Below are 19,638 nucleotides of genomic sequence, written 5' to 3' on the forward strand. Positions count from 1 at the left end.
AGACATGCTATTGCTAGAGATAGACAACAATTCCAGGTGCGCTTTCTTGCGATAAATGCACTGCTGTTGGACTAGAGAATACGGTTGCACGTTCAACCGGTCGGTGCGTTGGCGCACAAAGCATTGCGGTATATCAATGGTGTTGCAGATTCACGACAAATACTTTGCTGTTGAAAAAAACTCATCTGCCTCGATAAAAACTGGCGGCAACCGCCAACGGACGGGTGTCGCCGCAAGAGGCAATCGTACGACTTGCTGCTGGCTTGCCACTGTATATTAGCAACAATGATGAGCTTGATAACTAATATTACATTACTGTTGTATTCCTGCCGCGCTGCCTTGCCGAGATTCATTGGGCAACTTTTGCGCGCCGCAGCCAGCTCCGCCACTTTCATCAAGGAGTTACCCGTGCCTGATCGTCCCCGTATTTTTTCTTCCCCGCTGTCTGGCAAGCTGGGCCCGCTGGGTCTGCTGTTGTCGCTGGGCCTGGCTATGCCGGCCTGGGCCGATAGCGGCGTAGCCTTGTTTTCACCGAGCGGCACGGTCAAGGCCGTGCGCCAGGTACGGGCCCAGTTCGCCACGCCGATGGTGCCGTTCGGCGACATGGGCTTGCCCGCGCCGTTCGCCATCGATTGCGGCAAGGCCGAGCCTGGCGTCGTGGCGGGCGCGGGACGCTGGGCCGACGAGCGCAACTGGAACTACGATTTCGAGCGCGACTTGCCGGCCGGCGTGGCCTGCAGCTTCACCTTGAAGCCAGGGCTGAAGGACTTGGCGGGCCAGGCCTTGCAGGGCACGGCGGCGTACCGCTTTTCCACGGGCGGCCCGGCCATCGTCGAGGCCGTACCGTATGACGGCCAGCCCTACATCGATGAAAACCAGATCTTCGTGCTGGGCCTGGACGCCGCGCCGAACGAGGCCAGCGTGGCCGCCAACGCGTATTGCCGCGCCGATGGCATCAATGAAAAGATTCCCGTGCGCTTGCTCAAAGGCAAGGAGCTGGAGCAGGTATTGACCCTGCGCAAGAGTTTTCTCGACCGCTACCTGACCGTGTATTTCAAGAAGCGGGGCACGCTGTGGAAAGTGGGCATGCCCGTCGCCAGCAAGGGCGCGCCGCCGCTGCCCGTCACGGTGCTGCAATGCAAGCGCAGCTTCCCCGCCAACGCCAAGGTGTCGCTCGTGTGGGGCGAAGGCATTGCCAGCGCCAGTGGCATCGCCACGGACAAGGCGCAAACCCTGCAGTACAAGACGCGGCCCGATTTCACGGCCAAGTTCAGTTGCGAGCGCAGCAACCCGAAGGAGCAGTGCATTCCCTTCCTGCCCATGCGCGTGCAGTTTTCCGCGCCCGTGAGCGCGGCGCAGGTGCGCGCCATGACCCTGAAGGGCGGCGGCAAGACGTATGCGCCGACGATTGCAAAAGAGGAAGAAAAGGCGGAGTTCCTGTATAGCGCCACCTTCAACGGCCCCTTCCCCGTGCAAGCCAGTTTCGTGCTGAACTTGCCGCCGAAGCTGACAGACGATGCGGGCCGCGCCTTGCTCAACCGCGCGCGCTTCCCCATGACGGTGCGCACGGGCGAACAGCCGCCGCTGCTGAAGTTCCCGGCCCCGTTCGGCATCATCGAAGCCAAGGGCGACGGCTTGCTGCCCGTCACCGTGCGCAATATCGAGCCCGTGCTGTCAGGCAAGGAAGTCGCCCAGCCATCCGCTGCCGCCACGGGCTCCACCTTGCGCGTGCCCGACAATGACGACAAGTTCATCATCGAGTGGATGCAGCGCCTGGCCGGCGATGGCGCCGGCGGCGAGTACTGGCAGCCGTATGCCCAATATGCGGGCAACATGAGCAAATCCGTGCTGGCCGACGCCGCCGGCACGCGCCCCATCAGCCTGCCGCGTCCCGATGGCAAGAAAACCTTTGAAGTGATCGGCATCCCTTTGCAGAAACCGGGCTTTTATGTGGTCGAGCTGGCCAGCCCCATCCTGGGCAAAGTGCTGCTTGGCAAACCGACGACGGCGTATATCCGCACGGCCGCGCTGGTGACGAACCTGGCGGCCCACTTCAAGCACGGCGCGCAATCGTCGCTCGTGTGGGTCACGTCGCTGGACAAGGGCGCGCCTGTTGCGAAAGCGCAAGTGGCCGTGCGCGACTGCGCCGGCAAGCTGCTGTGGCAAGGCGCCACGGGCGCGGACGGCGTGGCGCACATCCCCGGCGAGCTGGCCGCTTCCAGCTGCAAGAACAATGGCCGCTACTTTATCAGTGCGCGCAGCGGCGGCGACATGACGTTTACCCTGTCGGACTGGGTGGGCGGCATCGAAGCCTGGCGTTTCAACCTGCCCACGGACGACACGCGGGCCGACAACACCTTGCTGGCCACGGTTTTCGACCGCACCTTGCTGCGCGCCGGCGAAACCGTGCACATGAAGCACTTTATACGCAAGCACACGGGCGAGGGCATGAGCCTGGTCGACAAGAACAACGGCCCCGGCAGCGCCACCTCCGTCGTCATCACGCACCAGGGCAGTGACCAGAATTACCAGTTGCCCCTGCGCTGGTCCGCCGGCGGCACGGCGGAAAGCGACTGGCTCATTCCCGCCGACGCCAAGCAGGGAGAGTACAGCGTCACCATGGCGGGCCGTCCTTCCGGCAGTTTCCGCGTAGAAGCCTTCCGCGTGCCGACCATGAAAGCCGTGCTGCAGGGGCCGAAGGCGCCCGCCGTGCAGGCAAAGCAGGTGGCCCTCGATGCGCAGATCACGTACCTGGCCGGCGGCGCCGCCACGAATGCGCCCGTCAAGCTGCGCACGGTGCTGCAAGACAAGAGCGTGACGTTTGCCGACTATCCAGATTACAGCTTCAGCAATGGCGACGTGAAGGAAGGTCTCGTCAAACAGGGCACGGGCTACGACGACGATGAAGGCGAATGGCAGGATGAAGGCCGTGGCGTTGCCAGCGCCGGCGCGACGGCCGCGCGCACGCAAAGCTTGAGCCTGGACAAGGCCGGCGGCGCGCGCATCGTCATCGACCAGTTGCCGCAACTGTCCGTGCCGCGCGACCTGGTGGCGGAAATGGCTTTCCAGGATGCGAATGGCGAGACGGCTTCCGTCGCCACGCGCGTGCCGCTGTGGCCATCGAATGTGGTGATCGGCATCAAGCCCGACACCTGGGCCTTGAGCAAGGATGCCTTCAAGTTCACGGTCGCCGTGCTGGGCACGAATGGCAAGCCCGTGGCGAACGCCCCGGTCGCCGTCGACTTCTTCCAGCGCAACAGCTATTCGCACCGCCGCCGGCTGATCGGCGGCTTCTATGCGTATGAAAACAGCAGCGAAGTCGTCAAGCTGGGCCCGGCGTGCTCGGGCAAGACGGACAGCAAGGGCCTCTTGATGTGCGACGTGAAGGCGCCCGCCAGCGGCAATCTGATCCTGCGCGCCCGCACGCAGGATGCGTCCGGCAATGCGGCCGTGGCCAACCGCGAAACCTGGGTGGCCGGCAGCGGCGACTGGTGGTTCAACGCCAGCGACAATGACCGCATCGACGTCTTGCCTGAAAAGAAACGCTATGAACCGGGCCAAGAGGCGAGCTTGCAGGTGCGCATGCCGTTCCGCTCGGGCACGGCGCTGATCACGGTCGAGCGCGAAGGCATCCTCGACACCTATGTGCGCCAGCTCAATGGCCGGGAACCGGTGGTGAACATCCCGGTCAAACCAAACTATGCGCCGAATGTGTATGTGTCCGTGTTTGTCGTGCGGGGGCGTGTCGATGGCGTGCAGCCGACGGCCCTGGTGGACCTGGGCAAGCCGGCCTACAAGATGGGCATCGCGCCACTGAACGTGGGGTGGCAGGCGCATGAACTGAACGTCATGGTGGTGTCCGACAAGGAAGTATATAAAACGCGCGACAAGGCGGAAGTCTCCGTGCGCGTGCGCCGCGCCGACGGCAAGCCGCTGCCGGCGGGCGCCGAAGTGGCGCTGGCGGCCGTCGATACGGGCTTGCTGGAGCTGATGCCCAACGATAGCTGGAAGTTGCTCGATACCATGATGGCGCAGCGCAGCTTGCAGGTGGAAACGGCGACGGCGCAGATGCAGGTGATCGGCAAGCGCCATTTCGGCCGCAAGGCCTTCCCGGCTGGCGGGGGCGGCGGCAAGGGCGCCAGCCGCGAGCTGTTCGACACTTTGTTGTTCTGGAAGGGCACCGTCAAGCTCGACGCCAAGGGCGAAGCGACCGTGCAAGTGCCGCTCAACGATTCCTTGACGGGCTTCCGCATCGTTGCGATTGCCAGCGCGGGCAAGGAATTGTTCGGCACGGGCAGCACGGATATCCGCAGCTCGCAAGACCTGATCCTGATGTCGGGCTTGCCTTCCCTCGTGCGCGAAGGCGACCAGCTGCGCGCGGGCTTTACGGTGCGCAACACCTCGGCCGCCCCCCTGAGCGTGGAACTCAATGCCAGCGCGGCCGGCAAGGCGCTGCCGCGCCAGAGCTTGACGTTGGCGGCGGGCGAAGCGCGCGAAACGGGCTGGGATTACCAGGTGCCGCTCGGCGCGCAAACTGTCGTGTGGGAGATCAGCGCGAAGGCGGGTAGCCATACGGACAAGCTGAAAATCACGCAAAAAGTGGGCCAGGCCACGCCCGTGCGCACGTACCAGGCCACCTTGATGCAGATCGACAAACCCATCAATATGTCCGTGCAGATGCCGGCCGGCGCCTTGCCGGGCCGGGGCGGCCTGCAGACGAGCTTTGTCGCCAAGCTGGGCGGCGAACTGCCCGGCGTGCGCGAGTACATGGCCGCCTACCCGTACACCTGCTTCGAGCAAAACACCTCGAAAGCCATCGCCCTGCAAGACCAGGAGGCGTGGAACAAGCTGGCTGCCAGCCTGCCCGCCTACCTCGATGGCGACGGCTTGCTGAAATACTTCCCCATCATGGAGCAGGGCAGCGACAGCCTGACGGCCTACGTGCTGTCGGCCACCCGGGAAGCGGGCTATGCGATTCCCGAACAGACGAAGAACCGCATGGAAGCAGCCTTGACGGCCTTCGTGCAGGGCAAGATCGTGCGCCATTCCGCGCTGGCCACGACGGACCTGGCCGTGCGTAAACTCGCTGCGCTGGAAGCGCTGTCGCGTTCGAATAAAGTGCCGCCCGATGCGCTGGAGAGCATCAGCATCAGCCCGAACCTGTGGCCGACGTCCGCCGTCATCGACTGGAGCTTGTTGCTGCAACGCACGCCAAGCCTGGCGCGCCGCGATGCGCTGCTGGCCGAGGCGCAGCAGATATTGCGTTCGCGCCTGAATTTCCAGGGCACGACCATGGGCTTTTCCACCGAGCGCAAGGATAACTGGTGGTGGCTGATGGTGTCCGGCGACGTCAACGCCAACCGTTTATTACTGGCCGTGATGGACAACCCCGCGTGGAAGGACGATATCGGCCGCCTGGTGCGCGGCAGCATGGGCCGCCAGAAGAAGGGCCGCTGGGATACCACGGTGGCCAACGCCTGGGGCACCCTGGCGATTGCCAAGTTCTCGGCCAAGTTCGAATCCACACAAGTGACGGGCGCCAGCGCCGTCAAATTGGGCAGCGATACGCAAGCGCTCGTGTGGAATGGCGCGGCGAAAGTGGGACCCGTGCTGCAGGCGTGGCCGAAAGGCACGGATACCCTGGGCCTGGCGCACAGCGGCACCGGTAAACCGTGGGCTACCGTGCAAAGCCTGGCGGCCATCCCGCTCAAGGCGCCCGTCTCCAGCGGCTATACGATCAAGAAAACTGTGACGCCGGTGGAACAGAAAACGGCGGGCGCCTGGTCGCGCGGCGACGTCTACCGCGTGCGCCTGGATTTATCCGCGCAGGCGGACATGAGCTGGGTGGTGGTCGACGACCCGATCCCGGCCAGCGCCAGCGTGCTGGGCAATGGCCTGGGCCGCGATTCGCAGCTGCTGACGGCGGGTGAAAAATCCACGGGCTGGGTCTGGCCCACGTTCGAGGAACGGGCGTTCGACGCCTTCCGCGCCTACTACGCCTACGTGCCGAAGGGTAACTGGAGCGTGGAATACACGGTGCGCCTGAACAATGCCGGCGACTTCAGCCTGCCGGCCACGCGCATCGAGGCCATGTATTCGCCCGAGATGTTTGGCGAAGCGCCGAATGCGAATGTCAAGGTGGGCCAGTGAAGCGGTTGATCTTGATCATGGGCTGCCTGCTGGCCAGCCCGGTCTTCGCCGAGGCGGTCCTGACGCCGGCCCAGGTGCAGGCTGCTTACCGCAGTTCGGAAGCGCAATTGCTGGACCGCGGCGGCGCGCCGTTGCAATCGTTACGCGTGGACATGAAAGTGCGGCGCTTGCCGTGGGTGCCGCTGGCCGATATTTCCCCCGCCGTGCAGCAGGCCGTGCTGCTGGCGGAAGACCAGCGCTTCATGCGCCATGGCGGCGTGGATGTGTCCGCGCTGGCCACGGCCGCCTGGGACAATCTGTTTGCCAAGAAAGCCCGTGGCGCCTCGACCATCACCATGCAGCTGGCGGGCCAGCTCGATGCTGACTTGCAGGCGCAAGCGGGCGGACGCAGCCTGCGCCAGAAATGGGACCAGATGCGCGCCGCGCAAGCCATCGAGGATAGCTGGAGCAAGGCGCAGATTTTCGAGGCCTATCTGAACCTCGTATCGTTCCGGGGAGAGCTGCAGGGCATCGCCTCCGCCTCGTACAGCCTGTTCGGCAAGGCGCCGTCGGGCCTGAACCAGACGGATGGCATCATCCTGGCCAGCCTCGTGCGGGCGCCGAATGCGCCGCCGGCCGCCGTCACGCGCCGTGCCTGCGCGCTGGCGAAAGAATGGCGCATGGACAGCAGCTGCCAGCTGATCGGCCAGCGCGTGCAAACGGCCTTGCAGCGCACGGCCCTGTACGCCGACCTGGCGCCTGCGCCGCAAGTGGCGCAGCAATTGCTGAAGCAGCCGGGCGCGCAAGTCGCCAGCACGCTCGACGGTGCGCTGCAGCGTTTCGCCCAGGAAAACCTGCGCCAGCAGCTGGGATCTTTGCGCGAGCGCAATGTCAACGACGGCGCCATCATCGTGTTGGATAACCGCAGCGGCGAGATCCTCGCCTATGTGGGCAATGCGGGCGGCAGCCACGTCGATGGCGTGACGGCCCTGCGCCAGGCCGGTTCCACATTAAAGCCTTTCCTGTATGAGCTGGCCATCGAGCGCCGCCTGATGACGGCTGCCTCCGTCATGGACGACTCGCCGCTCGACGTCGCCACGGCGTCCGGCATGTATGCGCCGCAAAACTACGACCGCAATTTCAAGGGTTACGTCAGCGCCCGCACCAGCCTGGCCAGTTCCCTGAACATTCCCGCCGTGCGCACGGTGTTGCTGACGGGGCAGGACGGTTTTTATAACCGCCTGAAGGACGTGGGCCTGTCCAGCCTGACGGAACCGGCCGAATACTACGGCCCGTCGCTGGCGCTGGGCTCGTCGGAAGTAACCCTGCTGGAACTGGCCAACGCCTACCGCGCGCTGGCGAATGGCGGGCTGTACAGCACAGCCAGCCTGCAGCCGGGGCAGGCTGACAAGGACAGGCGCCGCGTGATGGAGCCGGGCGCCGCCTTCATCGTGAGCGATATCCTGGCCGACCGTGCCGCGCGCAGCATGACCTTTGGCTTGCGCAACGAGCTGGGGACGAATTTCTGGAGCGCCGTCAAGACGGGCACGAGCAAGGACATGCGCGACAACTGGTGCATGGGCTACTCGGAGCGCTACACGGTGGGCGTGTGGGTGGGCAATTTCGATGGCAAGCCCATGTGGGACGTGTCGGGCGTGACGGGCGCCGCGCCCGTGTGGCGCGACGTGATGGATTATCTGCACAAGAACGTGCCCAGCCATGCACCGAAAGCGCCGCCAGGCGTGCTGCAGCAAATGGTGGCCTACCAGCCCGCGCTGGAAGCGCCGCGCCGCGAATGGTTTATTGCCGGCACGGAAAGCCCCGTCATCGCCGTGCTGGGGGACACCGTGAAGCCGCCCGCCATCGTCTATCCGGCCGAGGACAGCATCCTCGCCATCGACCCCGACATCCCGCCCGCCCTGCAGCGCGTGTTCTTCCAGGCGCAAGGCAGCCACGGCTTGCGCTGGGTGCTCGACGGTAAGGATATGGGCGGCGCAGCGGAGAGCATCAGCTGGCGCCCCGTGCCCGGCAAGCATGCGCTGGCTCTCGTCGATGACGCTGGCAAGACGGTGGTGCAGGTGGCATTCCAGGTGCGGGGCAATGCCCTGGCGCAGCTGGCCGCACAGGGAAAATAATCAATTCGATGGATAGTTCGCCGGGTCGATGGCCGGCGTGACGTAGTGCCGCAGCACGTCGCCGCCGTGCGGGTGTTTTTGCGTGCGGCGCTTTTCGTCCGATGGCGGGCTGACCAGCACACGATGGTCGCCTCGTCCGGGTTGCGCAGGTTCACCACCGCGCTGACGCCGCCATCGCGGTAGCTGCCCATCACGCCGATGGCCATCTGTACGAACAGGGTGGCCGCGCCCGTGTTGCCCAGGCGCCGGTCCGTATCGATCCATTGCGCCGTGTTGCCGCTGTCGAGCTCCGTGCCGCCATCTTCCGCATGTTTCAGCAAAGTCTTGTGCAGCGCCAGCAGCTGCGCCTGATTGCCGCCCGTCGCCGCGACCAGGCGCGCCGGCGCGGCGGGACGTTCGGTTTCCGGCAGGCTGCGCAAGGCTTGCTGCCAGCCCGCCTGCAGGGCGTGTTCGCGCTGGTCGCGCCGCGTCAGCGGCTTGCCGTGTTCATCCGTCAATTTGATAAAAGTGGGCCGGTGGAGGAAGCCGAAGGTGGGCAGGCGGTCCAGCTGCGCCAGCTGCTCCTTGTTGAACGGCAGGGGAAACCAGGGCGTGGGTTGCCAGTCTTTCGGCGGCTGATAGGTCTTGTGCTGGAGCCTGTCGAGCATGCTGAAGCTGCCCGTGCCGCGGATGTCGGAACGCCGGGCGAATTGCGCGGCGACGGGCAGCCATTCGGCGATGCTGGGCTGGCGCCGGGTGATGGCTGTGGGATCAGTTTCCAGGCGTGCCTGCGGTACTGTACCCATCAAATCATAGTAGGCCAAATACAAGCGCCGCGCCACGCCGTAGGTATTCAAATCATCGACGCTGTCCTCGGGCGGCGCATCGTCATACGCAAACTTGCGCACGGCATCGATGCGTTCGCGCCGGGCCAGCACGAACAGGGCGGAGGCGTCGGGCATTTCGGGGATGTAGCGGCCATCCTTCACAAGTGATGGCGAATCAATTGGCCGGTACAGATCGCGCGTGGGCGTGCTGTCTTCGGAATTGAGTACGATGTAGGGTACATCGGGGTTGGCGTCAAAAAAAGCGAACACGTCTTCCAGGATGCGGTCCGGATGCTCACTGAAGCGGCGCGGACCGCAATGAACAGATGCCAGTGCAGGCCGGAGGGGGCGGCGCCAGCGGCCAAACCTATTACCGGCGCATCGGGGCGGTCCAGCATGCGTGAATTAAAGATCGGTGGTTCTGCGTTAAACACGGGCACACCAAAATACATGGGGATGTACTTTGCGCCATTTTCCAGCGCATCACCACTGCGGCCCCCCGACATTCCCGATCTTTCCATGGCATCCCATGGATATTTTTCCTTGTCCTGTTCGCGGATGCTGGCATAGGCGTTTCCCTTCTGCAGGGCTTCCCAAAGCTTGTCCTGACGATACTTGTCCAGGGTGACGCCAAGACCGATCACTTCCAGCACATATTCCCGCTTTTCCTGCTCTGTAGGCGCCGCCTGCTGCACTTGCGGCTTTGCGATGGGTACAGGCTTGGAGGAGTGCAGCCAGCGTGCACCAAGCAATGCGGCCGCCACGATGGGCGGGATCAGCAAGAGCCATCTCAGGTGTTTCCATATTTTGCTGCTCATCGTTGCCTCCAGCAAGAAAGGTGAGTGATTGCTCAGTGCAGACCAAAGCAGTAGCAGTGCCAGTGCACCAAGGCTAGCAATGAGCGGATACGTCAAGCGCGGAAGCAAGTTGTTCATTTTGGGATGTCATCGCTGGCTTTGTGAACGACTGGCGTGATGACCGATTCGGTGCGTCTGCCCGTTACGGTTTCACACACGACGGTGGAGGGCAGGCCAGCTTGCAGGTCAGGTAACCAGGCCGGTAGCACTCCCGAACTGTAGTATTGGGCATTACCTTCGATAATTTGTCTGCGTTGCGTGGATTCAGATGCCCAATAGACGCCAAATTGCGTCAGGAACTCTTCCCATCTGCGAATAGACGGCCGGTGAGGTATCAGTGCATCTCGTTGCAGCCGCCAATCCGCCACCGCACACAAATACCGGTAAAACTGCGGATCGCTGCTCGCCTTGCCGCTGCCGATGGCCACGTCATACGCCGTCACATTGCGGTGGTTTTCCGCGTTGCCGATGATGGCGCCGTGGAAGGATTTGGGGCTGACCTCGTTCTGCCAGCGCTTGCGCGCCTGGTTCGGGGTTTCCAGCGGATCGATGTATAGCAGGTCACCGCCGCGCGGGTAGCGGGCCACGCGTTCCAGCTTGCGCCAGTCTCCCGGTTCTTTGCCCAGATTGAGAGCTTGCTCCACCTGTTTGAGTGCGGACGGACTGAAGGGGCCATAGTTGTATTCCGATTTCCGGTCGTGCAGGGGGCGAGGATCGTCGACGACTTCTCTCGGAAGTTTTCGCACGCCTTTTTTACTGGTAATGGCAATGGCCGCATCGATCGGATCGACTTCTTCGCACGGTCCTTGCTGGTCGCGCGGCAGCTTGGCCTGGTCGGAATCCTTGGGGAATTGCGCCGGCTTGACTTCGCCGCCGTCGAGCACGGCCGCCCTGGGCACGCGCAGCGCTTCGCCATTGATCGTGCGCAAGCCTTCGCGCCGGCCCGCTGCCGTGGAAAAGATATTCCATTTGCCGGGTTTGACGGGCGGCCATGGTGCCTCGTCATGGTTGCCGCGATGGCCACGGTTCGCGCCGGCCACGTGGGCGTGGTCGTCCTCGTCTTCCAGGCGCAGGGCGAAGTCGTGCGGCGGCAGCCCGACGAGTACCGGGCCGCTGTTTTTTTCAGCTGCATCGGACCGCTGTTTGTTGGTAAAGACCCGCTGGTAAAATCCTGCGCCCAGTTCGGCCAGCGGCTTGCGCATCTGGTATTGCTTGTCCCACTGAGTAGGGCCGGCGCCCCAGATGCCTCCGTCTTTCTTGCCCTCGGTTTTCGACAGGCCATGGCCATTCTGATGATCGGGCACGCCCTGCCAGCCGATGCCTTGCATATTGTCCAGCGCCACCGTCATGTCTTCGGGACAAAAGTACAGGTAGACCTTGCCCCGGTTGTCGCGGTCCGCTTCCGCCCGCCATGCCGCGCCCGCCATGCCATGGCAGACGGCATGATCCTTGATCTGCGCAAAGGCGGGCGTGGCATGCTTTTTTGCCACCACGCCCTGCACGATCTGCACCAGCGTCTGCAGGCGCGCATGGAAGGTCTGGCGGTCGTTGATGGCCATGTACTGCTTGCGCATGACCGCATCCTGGCCGCCGCCGAAGATGCGGCTCGATTCCGCCGCGCCAAAGAACATGGTCGTGTCTTCCACCAGGCTGTAGGGTGGGTGCGTGAGGATCAAGGTGTCGGCGGGCCGCTTGCCCTCGTCGAGCAGGAAGGCCTGTGCCAGCAGCGAGATCAAACAGCCCTGGCTGTGCGCGACGATGGAAACCACGTCATTGCTGTCGTAGTCGCGGATCATGGCGATGAGCGCGGCCAGGCGCTTGGCGGCCAGCACCATATACATGCGCCCGGGAGCCGTCATCAGGGGCCGCACGGGGTCGCCGCCCACGTCGTAGGGCGAGAACAAGCCCTTGTTCCACATGTCGGGCAGGGTGTTGGTGGCATTGCCGAACGGGCCGCCGTTCTTCGACATGTCCTTGTCCAGGCGGTTGCCGTAGCGGTCCGTGTTCTGGCCGTTGACCACTTTGCTGGCGTTGCCTTGTTCGCGAAAGCCCCAGTAAAACGGGATCACGGGGCTGTACGTCGTATCGTCAGGCTTGCGCTTGAAATAGATGGCGTCCGGATCGGCGATCACTTCACGCTTGTCGGATTCCTGCGGCATACGGTAGGCGGCCGGGGTGAACACGTGGCCGCCGCCATACATGCGCGCGTCGAGTCCCTGGCATAAACCCTTTTCCACGGCGCCAAAACTGGTGCCCACATCGTTGACGCCATGGATGACGATGATGTTGCCGGGCAGTTCAGGGCGGATGCGCACGATGGCATCCTGCATGCGGCCGCAATGCAGCAGGGCGGTGCTCTTGCCGCTGGTGTAGGGAAGTTTGGGATACGCCATCGCCACTCCATGCTGACCAGTCAGGACAGTGTAGAGAGGCGCGATGGCGGATTAGTTGCGATTACGCAAACTTTGCGGGAAAGAATGCGGTCTTACGGCGCGCTGATGATCTTCGTCAGCGCGATGCGGTACGCGGGCTGCACGTCGCCATCCTGGTCCAGCTTGTCCGTCATGATCACGCCGAAACCCTGCGCGTACCACACGTATTCGCCGCTTTTACCCTTGCTCTTGCCGCCCACGTCGCGCAGTTCGAACTTGCAGGCGTCGGGGAAGCGGCGCCCGCCCAGTTCCAGGCGCTCCCAGCCCAGGAAGGTGATCGAGAAATCGCGTTGATCGGTGCGCGTGGAGGTGGTGATCTTGTCGGACAGGCCCGCCAGCGGGTAGTGGGTGCTCGTTTGCGTGTCCGTGAATTGCACGCGCACTTCCTGGCCCGGGCGCATCCTGGCGGGGATGGCCGACTGCGGCGCGTAGACGTTCTTGCTGCGCACTGTGCCGTCTTCGTTGTAATGGACCGTGCCCGTCAGGAAGACCTGGCCGTCGCGGATGTCCTGGTAGGACGTGGCCAGCACAAGACGCCGCCGTCGAGGATCAGCTGGATACCCTTGAGTTTCTTGCCTTCGAAGACTTCCTCGACGTTGACTTGCGCGTCGCCATTGTTCTTGCTGAACTTGACGCCCGTCGTCAATTCCATGCACTCGCCGACCGTCGGCGCCGCCTGTACGCCCGCGGCCGCCAGTACGCCTGCCGCCACCAACACTTGCCATGCTGCTTTCATTGTCATCCCGGCTATCTTGTAAAGGCGTGATGATAGCGTGCCCTGGAGCAATGTGGCGCAGCGCTGACCCTATTTCGCAGGGGCGACGGGGATGCTGGGCACAGCGGGGGTGGACGCTGGCGGCGCCGTCGGCTTGCCGCGCCGCGTGCGCTTGTCCGTGCGTGTTTTGGCAGGCTTGGCGTCGTGGATCAGCCTGCCCTTGTTGTCGAGCTTGTCGGACTGGTCCGATTGCTGGCCTGGATCGTTGGCATTGTTGGTGTGGTTGCCCGTCTGGTTCACATTCGTCGTCGACTGGCTTGCACCCAGGCGCCGCCGACGGTCATCAGGGTGGCGGCCAGCAAGAGAGCGGCGGTTTTCATGGCGGTGTCCTGTGCAGAAGTGAGTAAGAACTGGCATTCTCACACAGGAGACCGCCCGCACGGGTAGGACGCCGCCGCATGGCTGTGTCGGCCATTTGCTTCAGATCAACGGAACTGTTCCGTCGAGATGTCAAATCGCTTGAGTTTGTCGTACAGGGTTTTCTTCGGGATATTCAGGCTGGCGGCCGCGTCGATGACGTTGCCATTGTGGCGGCGCAAGGCTTCCTCGATGATGGAAATCTCGAAGGTGTCCACCTGTTCGGCCAGCGACGCCTCGCGGCAGCCGGCCGGGCTCAGGGTATCGTCCAGCAGGCCCAGCACGAAGCGGTCGGCCACGTTGTGCAGCTCGCGCACATTGCCGGCCCAGCGCTGCGCCATCAGCGAGGCGATCAGTTCGCCGCTGACGAGGGCGGCCGGCTGGCCATAGCGCAGGGCCGCCTGCTGCAGCACGAAAAATTCGAACAGCAGGGGGATATCCTCGCGCCGGTTGCGCAGCGCCGGCAGCGTGAGGCTGGCCACGTTCAGGCGGTAATACAGGTCGGGCCGGAACTTGCCCTGTTCCGCCAGAACATTCAAATCTTCCTTGGCGGCGGCGATCACGCGGAAATTGACGGATATCAATTTGTTGGAGCCGAGCCGTTCCACTTGGCGCTCCTGCAGCACGCGCAGCAGTTTCACTTGCAGGGCCAGCGGCATGCTTTCGATTTCGTCGAGGAACAGGGTGCCGCCATTGGCGTACTCGATCTTGCCGATGCGCTGGCGCTGCGCGCCCGTAAACGCGCCTTCCTCGTGGCCGAACAGTTCCGATTCGAAGATCGATTCGGGCAGGGCGCCGCAATTGATGGCCACGAAAGGGTGGTCGCGCCGCTCGCTGAAGTCGTGCAGGCAGCGGGCGATGAGTTCCTTGCCGGTGCCCGTTTCGCCCAGGATAATGATGTCGGCCGACTTCGGCGCCAGGTTCAGCACCAGCTGGCGCACCTTGGCCATGGCGGCGCTGCGGCCCACGATGCGCGCCTCGATGCCGACCCGCTGTTCGAGCTGGCGGCGCAAGTTCATGTTTTCCAGCACCAGGTGGCGTTTATCCAGGGCGCGGCGGCACACTTCCACCAGCAAGTCGGCGGAAAACGGTTTTTCGATGAAATCGTAGGCGCCACGGCGCATGGCGCCCACGGCCATCGACACGTCGCCATGGCCCGTAACGAGGATGACGGGCAGGCTGGCATCCTGTGCCACGGCGATATCGAGCAGTTTCAAGCCATCCATGCCGGGCAGCTTGATATCGCTCAATAAAATGCCGGCAAATTCCGGCACCAGGTAGGGCAGCGCTTCCTCGGCCGTGGCGACGGCCGTCACTTGCAAGCCCGCCAGTTCCAGCGATTGCCGCGCGCCCTTGCGCACGACGGCGTCGTCTTCCACCAGCAGCACTTGCATGCCCTCAAAAAATTATTCTCATGCATCGGGTGTTTCCTCTGTCTCTTTATTTTTCCCCCGGGGCGCAGCTGAGGGTGATGGTAAATTGCGCGCCGCCCCCTTCCTGCGCGCTGCGGTTGCGCACGGCCAGCGCGCTGCCGGCCGCGCGCAGTATGCCAGCGCTGATCGACAATCCCAAGCCCAGCCCGTGTTCCTTGGTGGTATAGAAGGGGTCGAAAATCTTGTCGAGCGAAGCGAGCGGGATGCCGGGGCCATTATCGGTGATATGCAGCACGGCGAGGTCGCCTTCGCGGCGCACCTGGAACCAGATCTGCACGGGCTCGCTTTCCGGCACGGCATCCATGGCGTTCGTGATCAGGTTGGTAAACACCTGTTCCAGGCCGATGGCGTTGCACAGCACGATGATGTCGTCCTCAAGCCAGCTTTCATGCAGGGTCAGGCGCTGCGAGTTCTTGCGCGTGCGGATTTGCAGCATGGTTTGCGCAAACGCCTGGCGCACGCTGACGGGCTTGCGCGCATCGTCGCTGCGCCGCGCAAAGCCTTTCAGTTGCGAGGTGACATAGCCGAGGCGCTTGACGAGGTCGGAAATGGTCGACAGGTTGTCGAGCGCGTCGTCGATCTGGCCGCGTGCCAAAAACACCTTGGCATTGTCGGAAAACGTCTGCAGGGCGGCCAGCGGCTGGTTCAGCTCGTGCGTGACGCCGGCCGCCATCTGGCCGATGGCTGCCAGCTTGCCGCTTTGCACCAGTTCCGCCTGGGCGTAGCGCAAGGTCTGCTCGGCCCGCTCGCGCTCGGCCACTTCCGCCTGCAGGCGGCCGTTCGCGTGGACGAGGTCGGCCGTGCGCTGCTCGACCTTGATTTCAAGCTGTTCATAGGCACGGGCCAGCGTTTGCTGCGCATTGAGCTTGTCGGCGATGCGGCGCCGGCGCTGGCGCGCATACATCAGGGCCAGCAGCAGCAAGGCCCAGCCCAGCGCGGCGGCGATGGCCGCGTTGCGCGCCGCCTCATCGACCTGGTCGAGCTCGGCCAGCACGGTGATTTGCCATTGCAGCGGGCCCAGCGCGCGGTTCACGGCCAGATAGTCCACCTTGTCGGCATTGCCGGACAGGGCGGGGGCGTCGCTCGTCTGCGGGCGTTCCAGCGTCATCACGCTGGCGCCGTCGGCGAACTGGCGGCTGACGCGGTGCGGCAAGATGGGCAGATTTTCCTGCAGGAACTGACGCTGTTCGCTGATGTCTTTCTTGGCGGCCGGCGACAAAGGCGCCAGCGTCTTGAACTTGAAGGCGGGGGTGGTGGCCAGGATGATCACGCCATTCGCATCCTTGACCCAGATCTGTTCACCGGCGCCGGGCGTGCGCCACGATTGCTCGATCCAGTCCAGGTTGACCTTGGCGGCGACGATGCCGAGGATGCGCCCGTCGCGCTGCACGGGCTGCGAAATGAAATAGCCGGCCTCGAAGGTGGAAAAGCCGATGCCGTAGAAGCGGCCGATGCCGCCCGCGATCGCATCCTTGAAGTAGGGCCGGAAACCGTAGTTGACGCCCACATACGAGCTGCGGTCTTGCCAGTTGCTGGACGCCAGGGTGGTGCCCTTGGCGTCGAGCACGTAGACGGCAAAGGCGCCCGCGCGGCGGTTCATGTCGACCAGGTAGGCATTGATCTGCGTCACTCTGCCGGCGCTAGGCTGTTCCAGCAATTGCGCCACGGCATCGCTCTGGGCCACGGCCAGGGGCAGGAATTCGTACTTGTTGAGGGCGCCGCCGATGGACGCCGCATACAGTTCCGCGCGCGAATCTAGCGTGCGGTGCAATTCATCGAGCTGGCGCTGCTTGACCCAGGCATACGACGCCCACGTCAGCACGACCAGCGAGCCCACGGCCAGCAGGGGGGCAAGCAGCTGTCTCAGGGGCCATTTGCCGAATGCCATGGTGCTCCGTGTGTCGGGTTAATTACGACGGTATTGTAAGGCTGAAACCCGCAAGTCGAAGACTGGGGTCGGACCTTAAGGTCCGACCCCGGCACTTGCTTTCGGATTAGCTTGCGCGGCAATTAATCAGCAGTGCTGGCCATGGTTTCCGCGTTATGGTGCCTTTGCTGCTCTTCCATCACCATCTCGCCCAGCATGCGCTTGAGGCGGTTGAACTCCGGGTCGCTCGGGTCGCGCGGGCGGGGCAGTTCGATGGCCACGTCGCGCTTGATGGTGCCGGGACGGTAGGTCATGACGATGGTGCGGTCGGCCAGGTAGATCGATTCCTCGATCGAGTGCGTCACAAACACGATGGTGGTGCCGAAGACTTTCCAGATTTTCAGCAATTCATCTTGCAGGTTGCGCCGCGTCAAGGCGTCCAGCGCGCCGAACGGCTCATCCATCAGCATGATCGGCGAATCGAGGGCCAGCACGCGGGCGATCGCCACGCGCTGGCGCATGCCGCCGGACAAGTCTTTCGGGTAGCGGGTACGGAATTCCGTCAAGCCCAGCATGCTCAGCAGCATGTCGACCCGCTCCTTGATTTCGGCCGGCGTCTTGCCGGCGATTTCCAGGCCGAAAGCGATATTGCTTTCGATGGTCATCCAGGGGAACAGCGCATATTCCTGGAACACCATGCCGCGGTCGGGGCCGGGTTCGGTGATCAGCTTGCCGCCGGCCAGGATCTGGCCCGACGTCGGCTGCGAAAAGCCGGCGATGGCGTTCAGCAAGGTCGACTTGCCGCAGCCGGACGGTCCCAGCAGGCAGATGAACTCGCCGCTGGCGATTTCCAGGTTGATATCCTTCAGGGCGATGACGTCCGCGCCGCCCGTGGTGAAGATTTTATTGACTGCATTGATATTGATCGTGGTCATGGCCGTTCCTCTCAGTGTTCCAGGCCGCGGTGCCACTGCAGCAAATGATTATTCAGGGCATTCATGGCCATGTCGATGGCCAGGCCGAACAGGCCGATGGTAAACATGCCGGCGATAATCTTGTCAGACCAGAAATATTCGCGTGCTTCCAGGATGCGGAAACCGAGGCCGCTGTTGACGGCGATCATTTCCGCCACGATCACGACGATGAAGGCCGTGCCCATGCCGATGCGCGCGCCGGCCAGGATGTACGGCGTGGCGGCCGGCAGGATGACGCGGCGGAACATGGTCATCTGGCTGGCACCCAGGTTGCGCGCGGCGCGAATATAAATGCCGTCGACCTGGCGCACGCCGGCGATGGTATTCATCAGCACGGGGAAGAAGGAACCGATGCTGATCAGGAAGAAGGCGGGCGGGTTGCCCAGGCCGAACCATAAAATGGCCAGCGGAATGTAGGCGATCGGCGGAATCGGGCGCAGCACCTGCACCAGCGGGTCGAACAGTTTATAGATGGTCTTGTTGGTGCCCATCAGCAAGCCCAGCGGCAAGGCCAGGCCGGCGCCGATGGCAAAGCCGCCCAGCACGCGCGACAGGCTGGCCCAGGCGTCGTGCGGCAGTTCGCCGGAGAACATCCACACCAGGTAGTTGCCCGCTTCGGGCGTGTACGCTTGCATGGGGATCAGGTATTCATACCATTTCACCAGCACGGCCACGGGCGAAGGCAGGATTTGCGGGTTGATCCAGCCGAAGGTCGACATGGCTTGCCACAGCAGCAGCACGGCGACGGGCACGGCGGCGCCATGCGCGAAGCGTTTCATCATTTGCATATTCATCGTGACACTTTCAGATTAGCGAGGTCGTGGTTAGCGTGGGACATAGGACTTCTTGGCTTTTTCCAGCAGGTCCAGCTTGACCCAATCCTTGGCGGCAGGCGCCTTGGCCATGCGGCCCACGCCGAATTTCACCATGTAGTCGGTGGTCAGCTGCACGTGGCTTTGCGTGATGTCTTCCGTGAAGATGGCGTTGTCGATGGCGTCGCGGTAATCCTCGGACGTGATCTGGTTCTTGAACATCGATTCGCGCACGTATTTTTCCGCCAGTTTCGGGTCGGCCAGGAAGGCGCGCGTGGCGGCGACGAAGCAATCCATGAAGCGCTGGGCCACGGCCGGCGGCTTTTCCTTGTACATCTTTTCCGTCATCACGAGGGCGCGCACGGGCTCGCCCAGCGGCGTGTCGTAGGGCTTGATGACGGCCGCGCCGTATTTCTTGTGGATCGCCTGCGTCGAGTACGGTTCGGACTGGCTCATGACGTCGATATCCTTGGTCAGGAGCGCCTGGTTCAGGTCCGGGTAGCCCATGTACAGGATCTGCACGTCCTTGCCCGGCTTGTCGGACCAGGTCAGCTTGGCCTTGGTCAGTTCGGCAAACAGCAGGATTTCCTGCGGGCCGCCGCGCGTGACGCCGACTTTCTTGCCTTTCAAGCCAGCAATATCCTTGATGTTCAGGTCGGGCCTGGCGACGATCTGCACGCCGCCCTTGGCGAAGCCGCCCACCAGGTACACGGGCAAGCCCGTGGCGCGGCCCGTGATGGCCGCTTCCAGCGCGCTGGCGGACACGTCGATTTCACCGGCGATCATGGCCGGCACGATGTCGAGGCCCTTGGCGAAGATGCGTTCCTCGATCTTCAAGTCGTATTTCGGCGCGATTTCCTTCATGTAGGCGACGGCGCCGTAATGGGCGAATTTCAGGTTGCCCAGGCGAACCAGGTCGGCCGCATGGGCGGCCAGCGGGAATTGCGCGGCCAGGGCGACGGCCACGGCCAGTGCCTTGGTGTTGAGGAAGGACGAGATGCGGAAGGTGCTTGCCATGCTGTTGTCTCCAAAAAAGGTAGATGGTTTTTATATTGGGTGAG

13 protein-coding genes and 1 pseudogene are annotated in these 19,638 nt (G+C 63.4%); 2 read left to right on the top strand and 12 right to left on the bottom strand.

Annotated features, from left to right (window positions below; all coding sequences use genetic code 11):
• Positions 1-92: 92 nt before the first annotated feature.
• Positions 93-398 carry a hypothetical protein gene (locus ACQVLG_RS16850; RefSeq protein ID WP_474290280.1) on the bottom strand — a complete coding sequence of 102 codons (306 nt, stop codon included), beginning with the start codon at positions 396-398 and terminating at the stop codon, positions 93-95.
• Between the two features lie 10 nt (positions 399-408).
• On the opposite strand from ACQVLG_RS16850, the gene ACQVLG_RS16855 reads away from it, so the two are divergent.
• Positions 409-6,150: an alpha-2-macroglobulin family protein gene (locus ACQVLG_RS16855; protein WP_474290281.1), complete on the top strand. Its 5,742-nt coding sequence runs from the start codon at positions 409-411 to the stop codon at positions 6,148-6,150.
• Positions 6,151-6,167: 17 nt separating this feature from the next.
• Positions 6,168-8,264, top strand: a complete 2,097-nt coding sequence (pbpC, locus tag ACQVLG_RS16860; RefSeq protein WP_474295678.1) for a penicillin-binding protein 1C — start codon at positions 6,168-6,170, stop codon at positions 8,262-8,264.
• 128 nt (positions 8,265-8,392) lie between these two features.
• On the opposite strand, the pseudogene ACQVLG_RS16865 reads toward pbpC, so the two are convergent.
• The 11 genes and pseudogenes from ACQVLG_RS16865 to ACQVLG_RS16915 all read right to left on the bottom strand — a co-directional run.
• Positions 8,393-9,205: pseudogene (locus ACQVLG_RS16865) on the bottom strand (hypothetical protein); the annotation flags it as partial.
• A 23-nt stretch (positions 9,206-9,228) separates the two neighbouring features.
• Entirely contained in the window at positions 9,229-10,005 is a 777-nt protein-coding gene (locus tag ACQVLG_RS16870) for a type VI lipase adapter Tla3 domain-containing protein (protein WP_474290283.1), read from the bottom strand.
• A complete protein-coding gene (locus ACQVLG_RS16875) occupies positions 10,002-12,320 on the bottom strand; it encodes a T6SS effector phospholipase Tle3 domain-containing protein (RefSeq protein WP_474290285.1) in 2,319 nt (772 codons plus the stop codon). The genes ACQVLG_RS16870 and ACQVLG_RS16875 overlap by 4 nt, the downstream gene beginning before the upstream one ends.
• Positions 12,321-12,412: 92 nt before the next feature.
• Positions 12,413-12,889, bottom strand: coding sequence for a hypothetical protein (locus tag ACQVLG_RS16880; protein ID WP_474290286.1), 477 nt, complete (start codon positions 12,887-12,889; stop codon positions 12,413-12,415).
• The gene (locus tag ACQVLG_RS16885) at positions 12,841-13,095 is read right to left on the bottom strand and encodes a hypothetical protein (RefSeq protein ID WP_474290287.1); all 255 of its coding nucleotides are present in this window, start codon (positions 13,093-13,095) and stop codon (positions 12,841-12,843) included. Before ACQVLG_RS16885 ends, ACQVLG_RS16880 begins: the two co-directional genes overlap by 49 nt.
• A gap of 69 nt (positions 13,096-13,164) precedes the next feature.
• The gene (locus tag ACQVLG_RS16890) at positions 13,165-13,491 is read right to left on the bottom strand and encodes a hypothetical protein (protein WP_474290289.1); all 327 of its coding nucleotides are present in this window, start codon (positions 13,489-13,491) and stop codon (positions 13,165-13,167) included.
• 68 nt (positions 13,492-13,559) lie between these two features.
• Complete coding sequence (locus ACQVLG_RS16895; protein ID WP_474290291.1) at positions 13,560-14,885, bottom strand: sigma-54-dependent transcriptional regulator; 1,326 nt, start codon at positions 14,883-14,885, stop codon at positions 13,560-13,562.
• 46 nt (positions 14,886-14,931) lie between these two features.
• Positions 14,932-16,812, bottom strand: a complete 1,881-nt coding sequence (locus tag ACQVLG_RS16900) for a sensor histidine kinase (protein ID WP_474290293.1) — start codon at positions 16,810-16,812, stop codon at positions 14,932-14,934.
• Between the two features lie 122 nt (positions 16,813-16,934).
• Entirely contained in the window at positions 16,935-17,726 is a 792-nt protein-coding gene (locus ACQVLG_RS16905) for an ABC transporter ATP-binding protein (protein WP_230541760.1), read from the bottom strand.
• Positions 17,727-17,737: 11 nt separating this feature from the next.
• On the bottom strand, positions 17,738-18,553 hold the full coding sequence (locus ACQVLG_RS16910) for an ABC transporter permease (RefSeq protein WP_474295679.1): 816 nt from the start codon (positions 18,551-18,553) through the stop codon (positions 17,738-17,740).
• A gap of 36 nt (positions 18,554-18,589) precedes the next feature.
• Complete coding sequence (locus ACQVLG_RS16915; RefSeq protein WP_474290295.1) at positions 18,590-19,594, bottom strand: ABC transporter substrate-binding protein; 1,005 nt, start codon at positions 19,592-19,594, stop codon at positions 18,590-18,592.
• Positions 19,595-19,638 lie beyond the last annotated feature (44 nt).

The sequence above is a fragment of the Janthinobacterium sp. TPC_1 genome, assembly GCF_056037845.1.

What these genes read in the sequence shown, in the direction of transcription:
- ACQVLG_RS16915 (WP_474290295.1), bottom strand. Translation starts at nt 19,594, where the DNA reads ATGGCAAGCACCTTCCGCATCTCGTCCTTCCTCAACACCAAGGCACTG.
- ACQVLG_RS16885 (WP_474290287.1), bottom strand. Translation starts at nt 13,095, where the DNA reads ATGAAAGCAGCATGGCAAGTGTTGGTGGCGGCAGGCGTACTGGCGGCC.
- ACQVLG_RS16905 (WP_230541760.1), bottom strand. Translation starts at nt 17,726, where the DNA reads ATGACCACGATCAATATCAATGCAGTCAATAAAATCTTCACCACGGGC.
- ACQVLG_RS16900 (WP_474290293.1), bottom strand. Translation starts at nt 16,812, where the DNA reads ATGGCATTCGGCAAATGGCCCCTGAGACAGCTGCTTGCCCCCCTGCTG.
- pbpC (WP_474295678.1), top strand. Translation starts at nt 6,168, where the DNA reads ATGGGCTGCCTGCTGGCCAGCCCGGTCTTCGCCGAGGCGGTCCTGACG.
- ACQVLG_RS16895 (WP_474290291.1), bottom strand. Translation starts at nt 14,885, where the DNA reads ATGCAAGTGCTGCTGGTGGAAGACGACGCCGTCGTGCGCAAGGGCGCG.
- ACQVLG_RS16875 (WP_474290285.1), bottom strand. Translation starts at nt 12,320, where the DNA reads ATGGCGTATCCCAAACTTCCCTACACCAGCGGCAAGAGCACCGCCCTG.
- ACQVLG_RS16870 (WP_474290283.1), bottom strand. Translation starts at nt 10,005, where the DNA reads ATGAACAACTTGCTTCCGCGCTTGACGTATCCGCTCATTGCTAGCCTT.
- ACQVLG_RS16890 (WP_474290289.1), bottom strand. Translation starts at nt 13,491, where the DNA reads ATGCCAGTTCTTACTCACTTCTGCACAGGACACCGCCATGAAAACCGC.
- ACQVLG_RS16910 (WP_474295679.1), bottom strand. Translation starts at nt 18,553, where the DNA reads ATGCAAATGATGAAACGCTTCGCGCATGGCGCCGCCGTGCCCGTCGCC.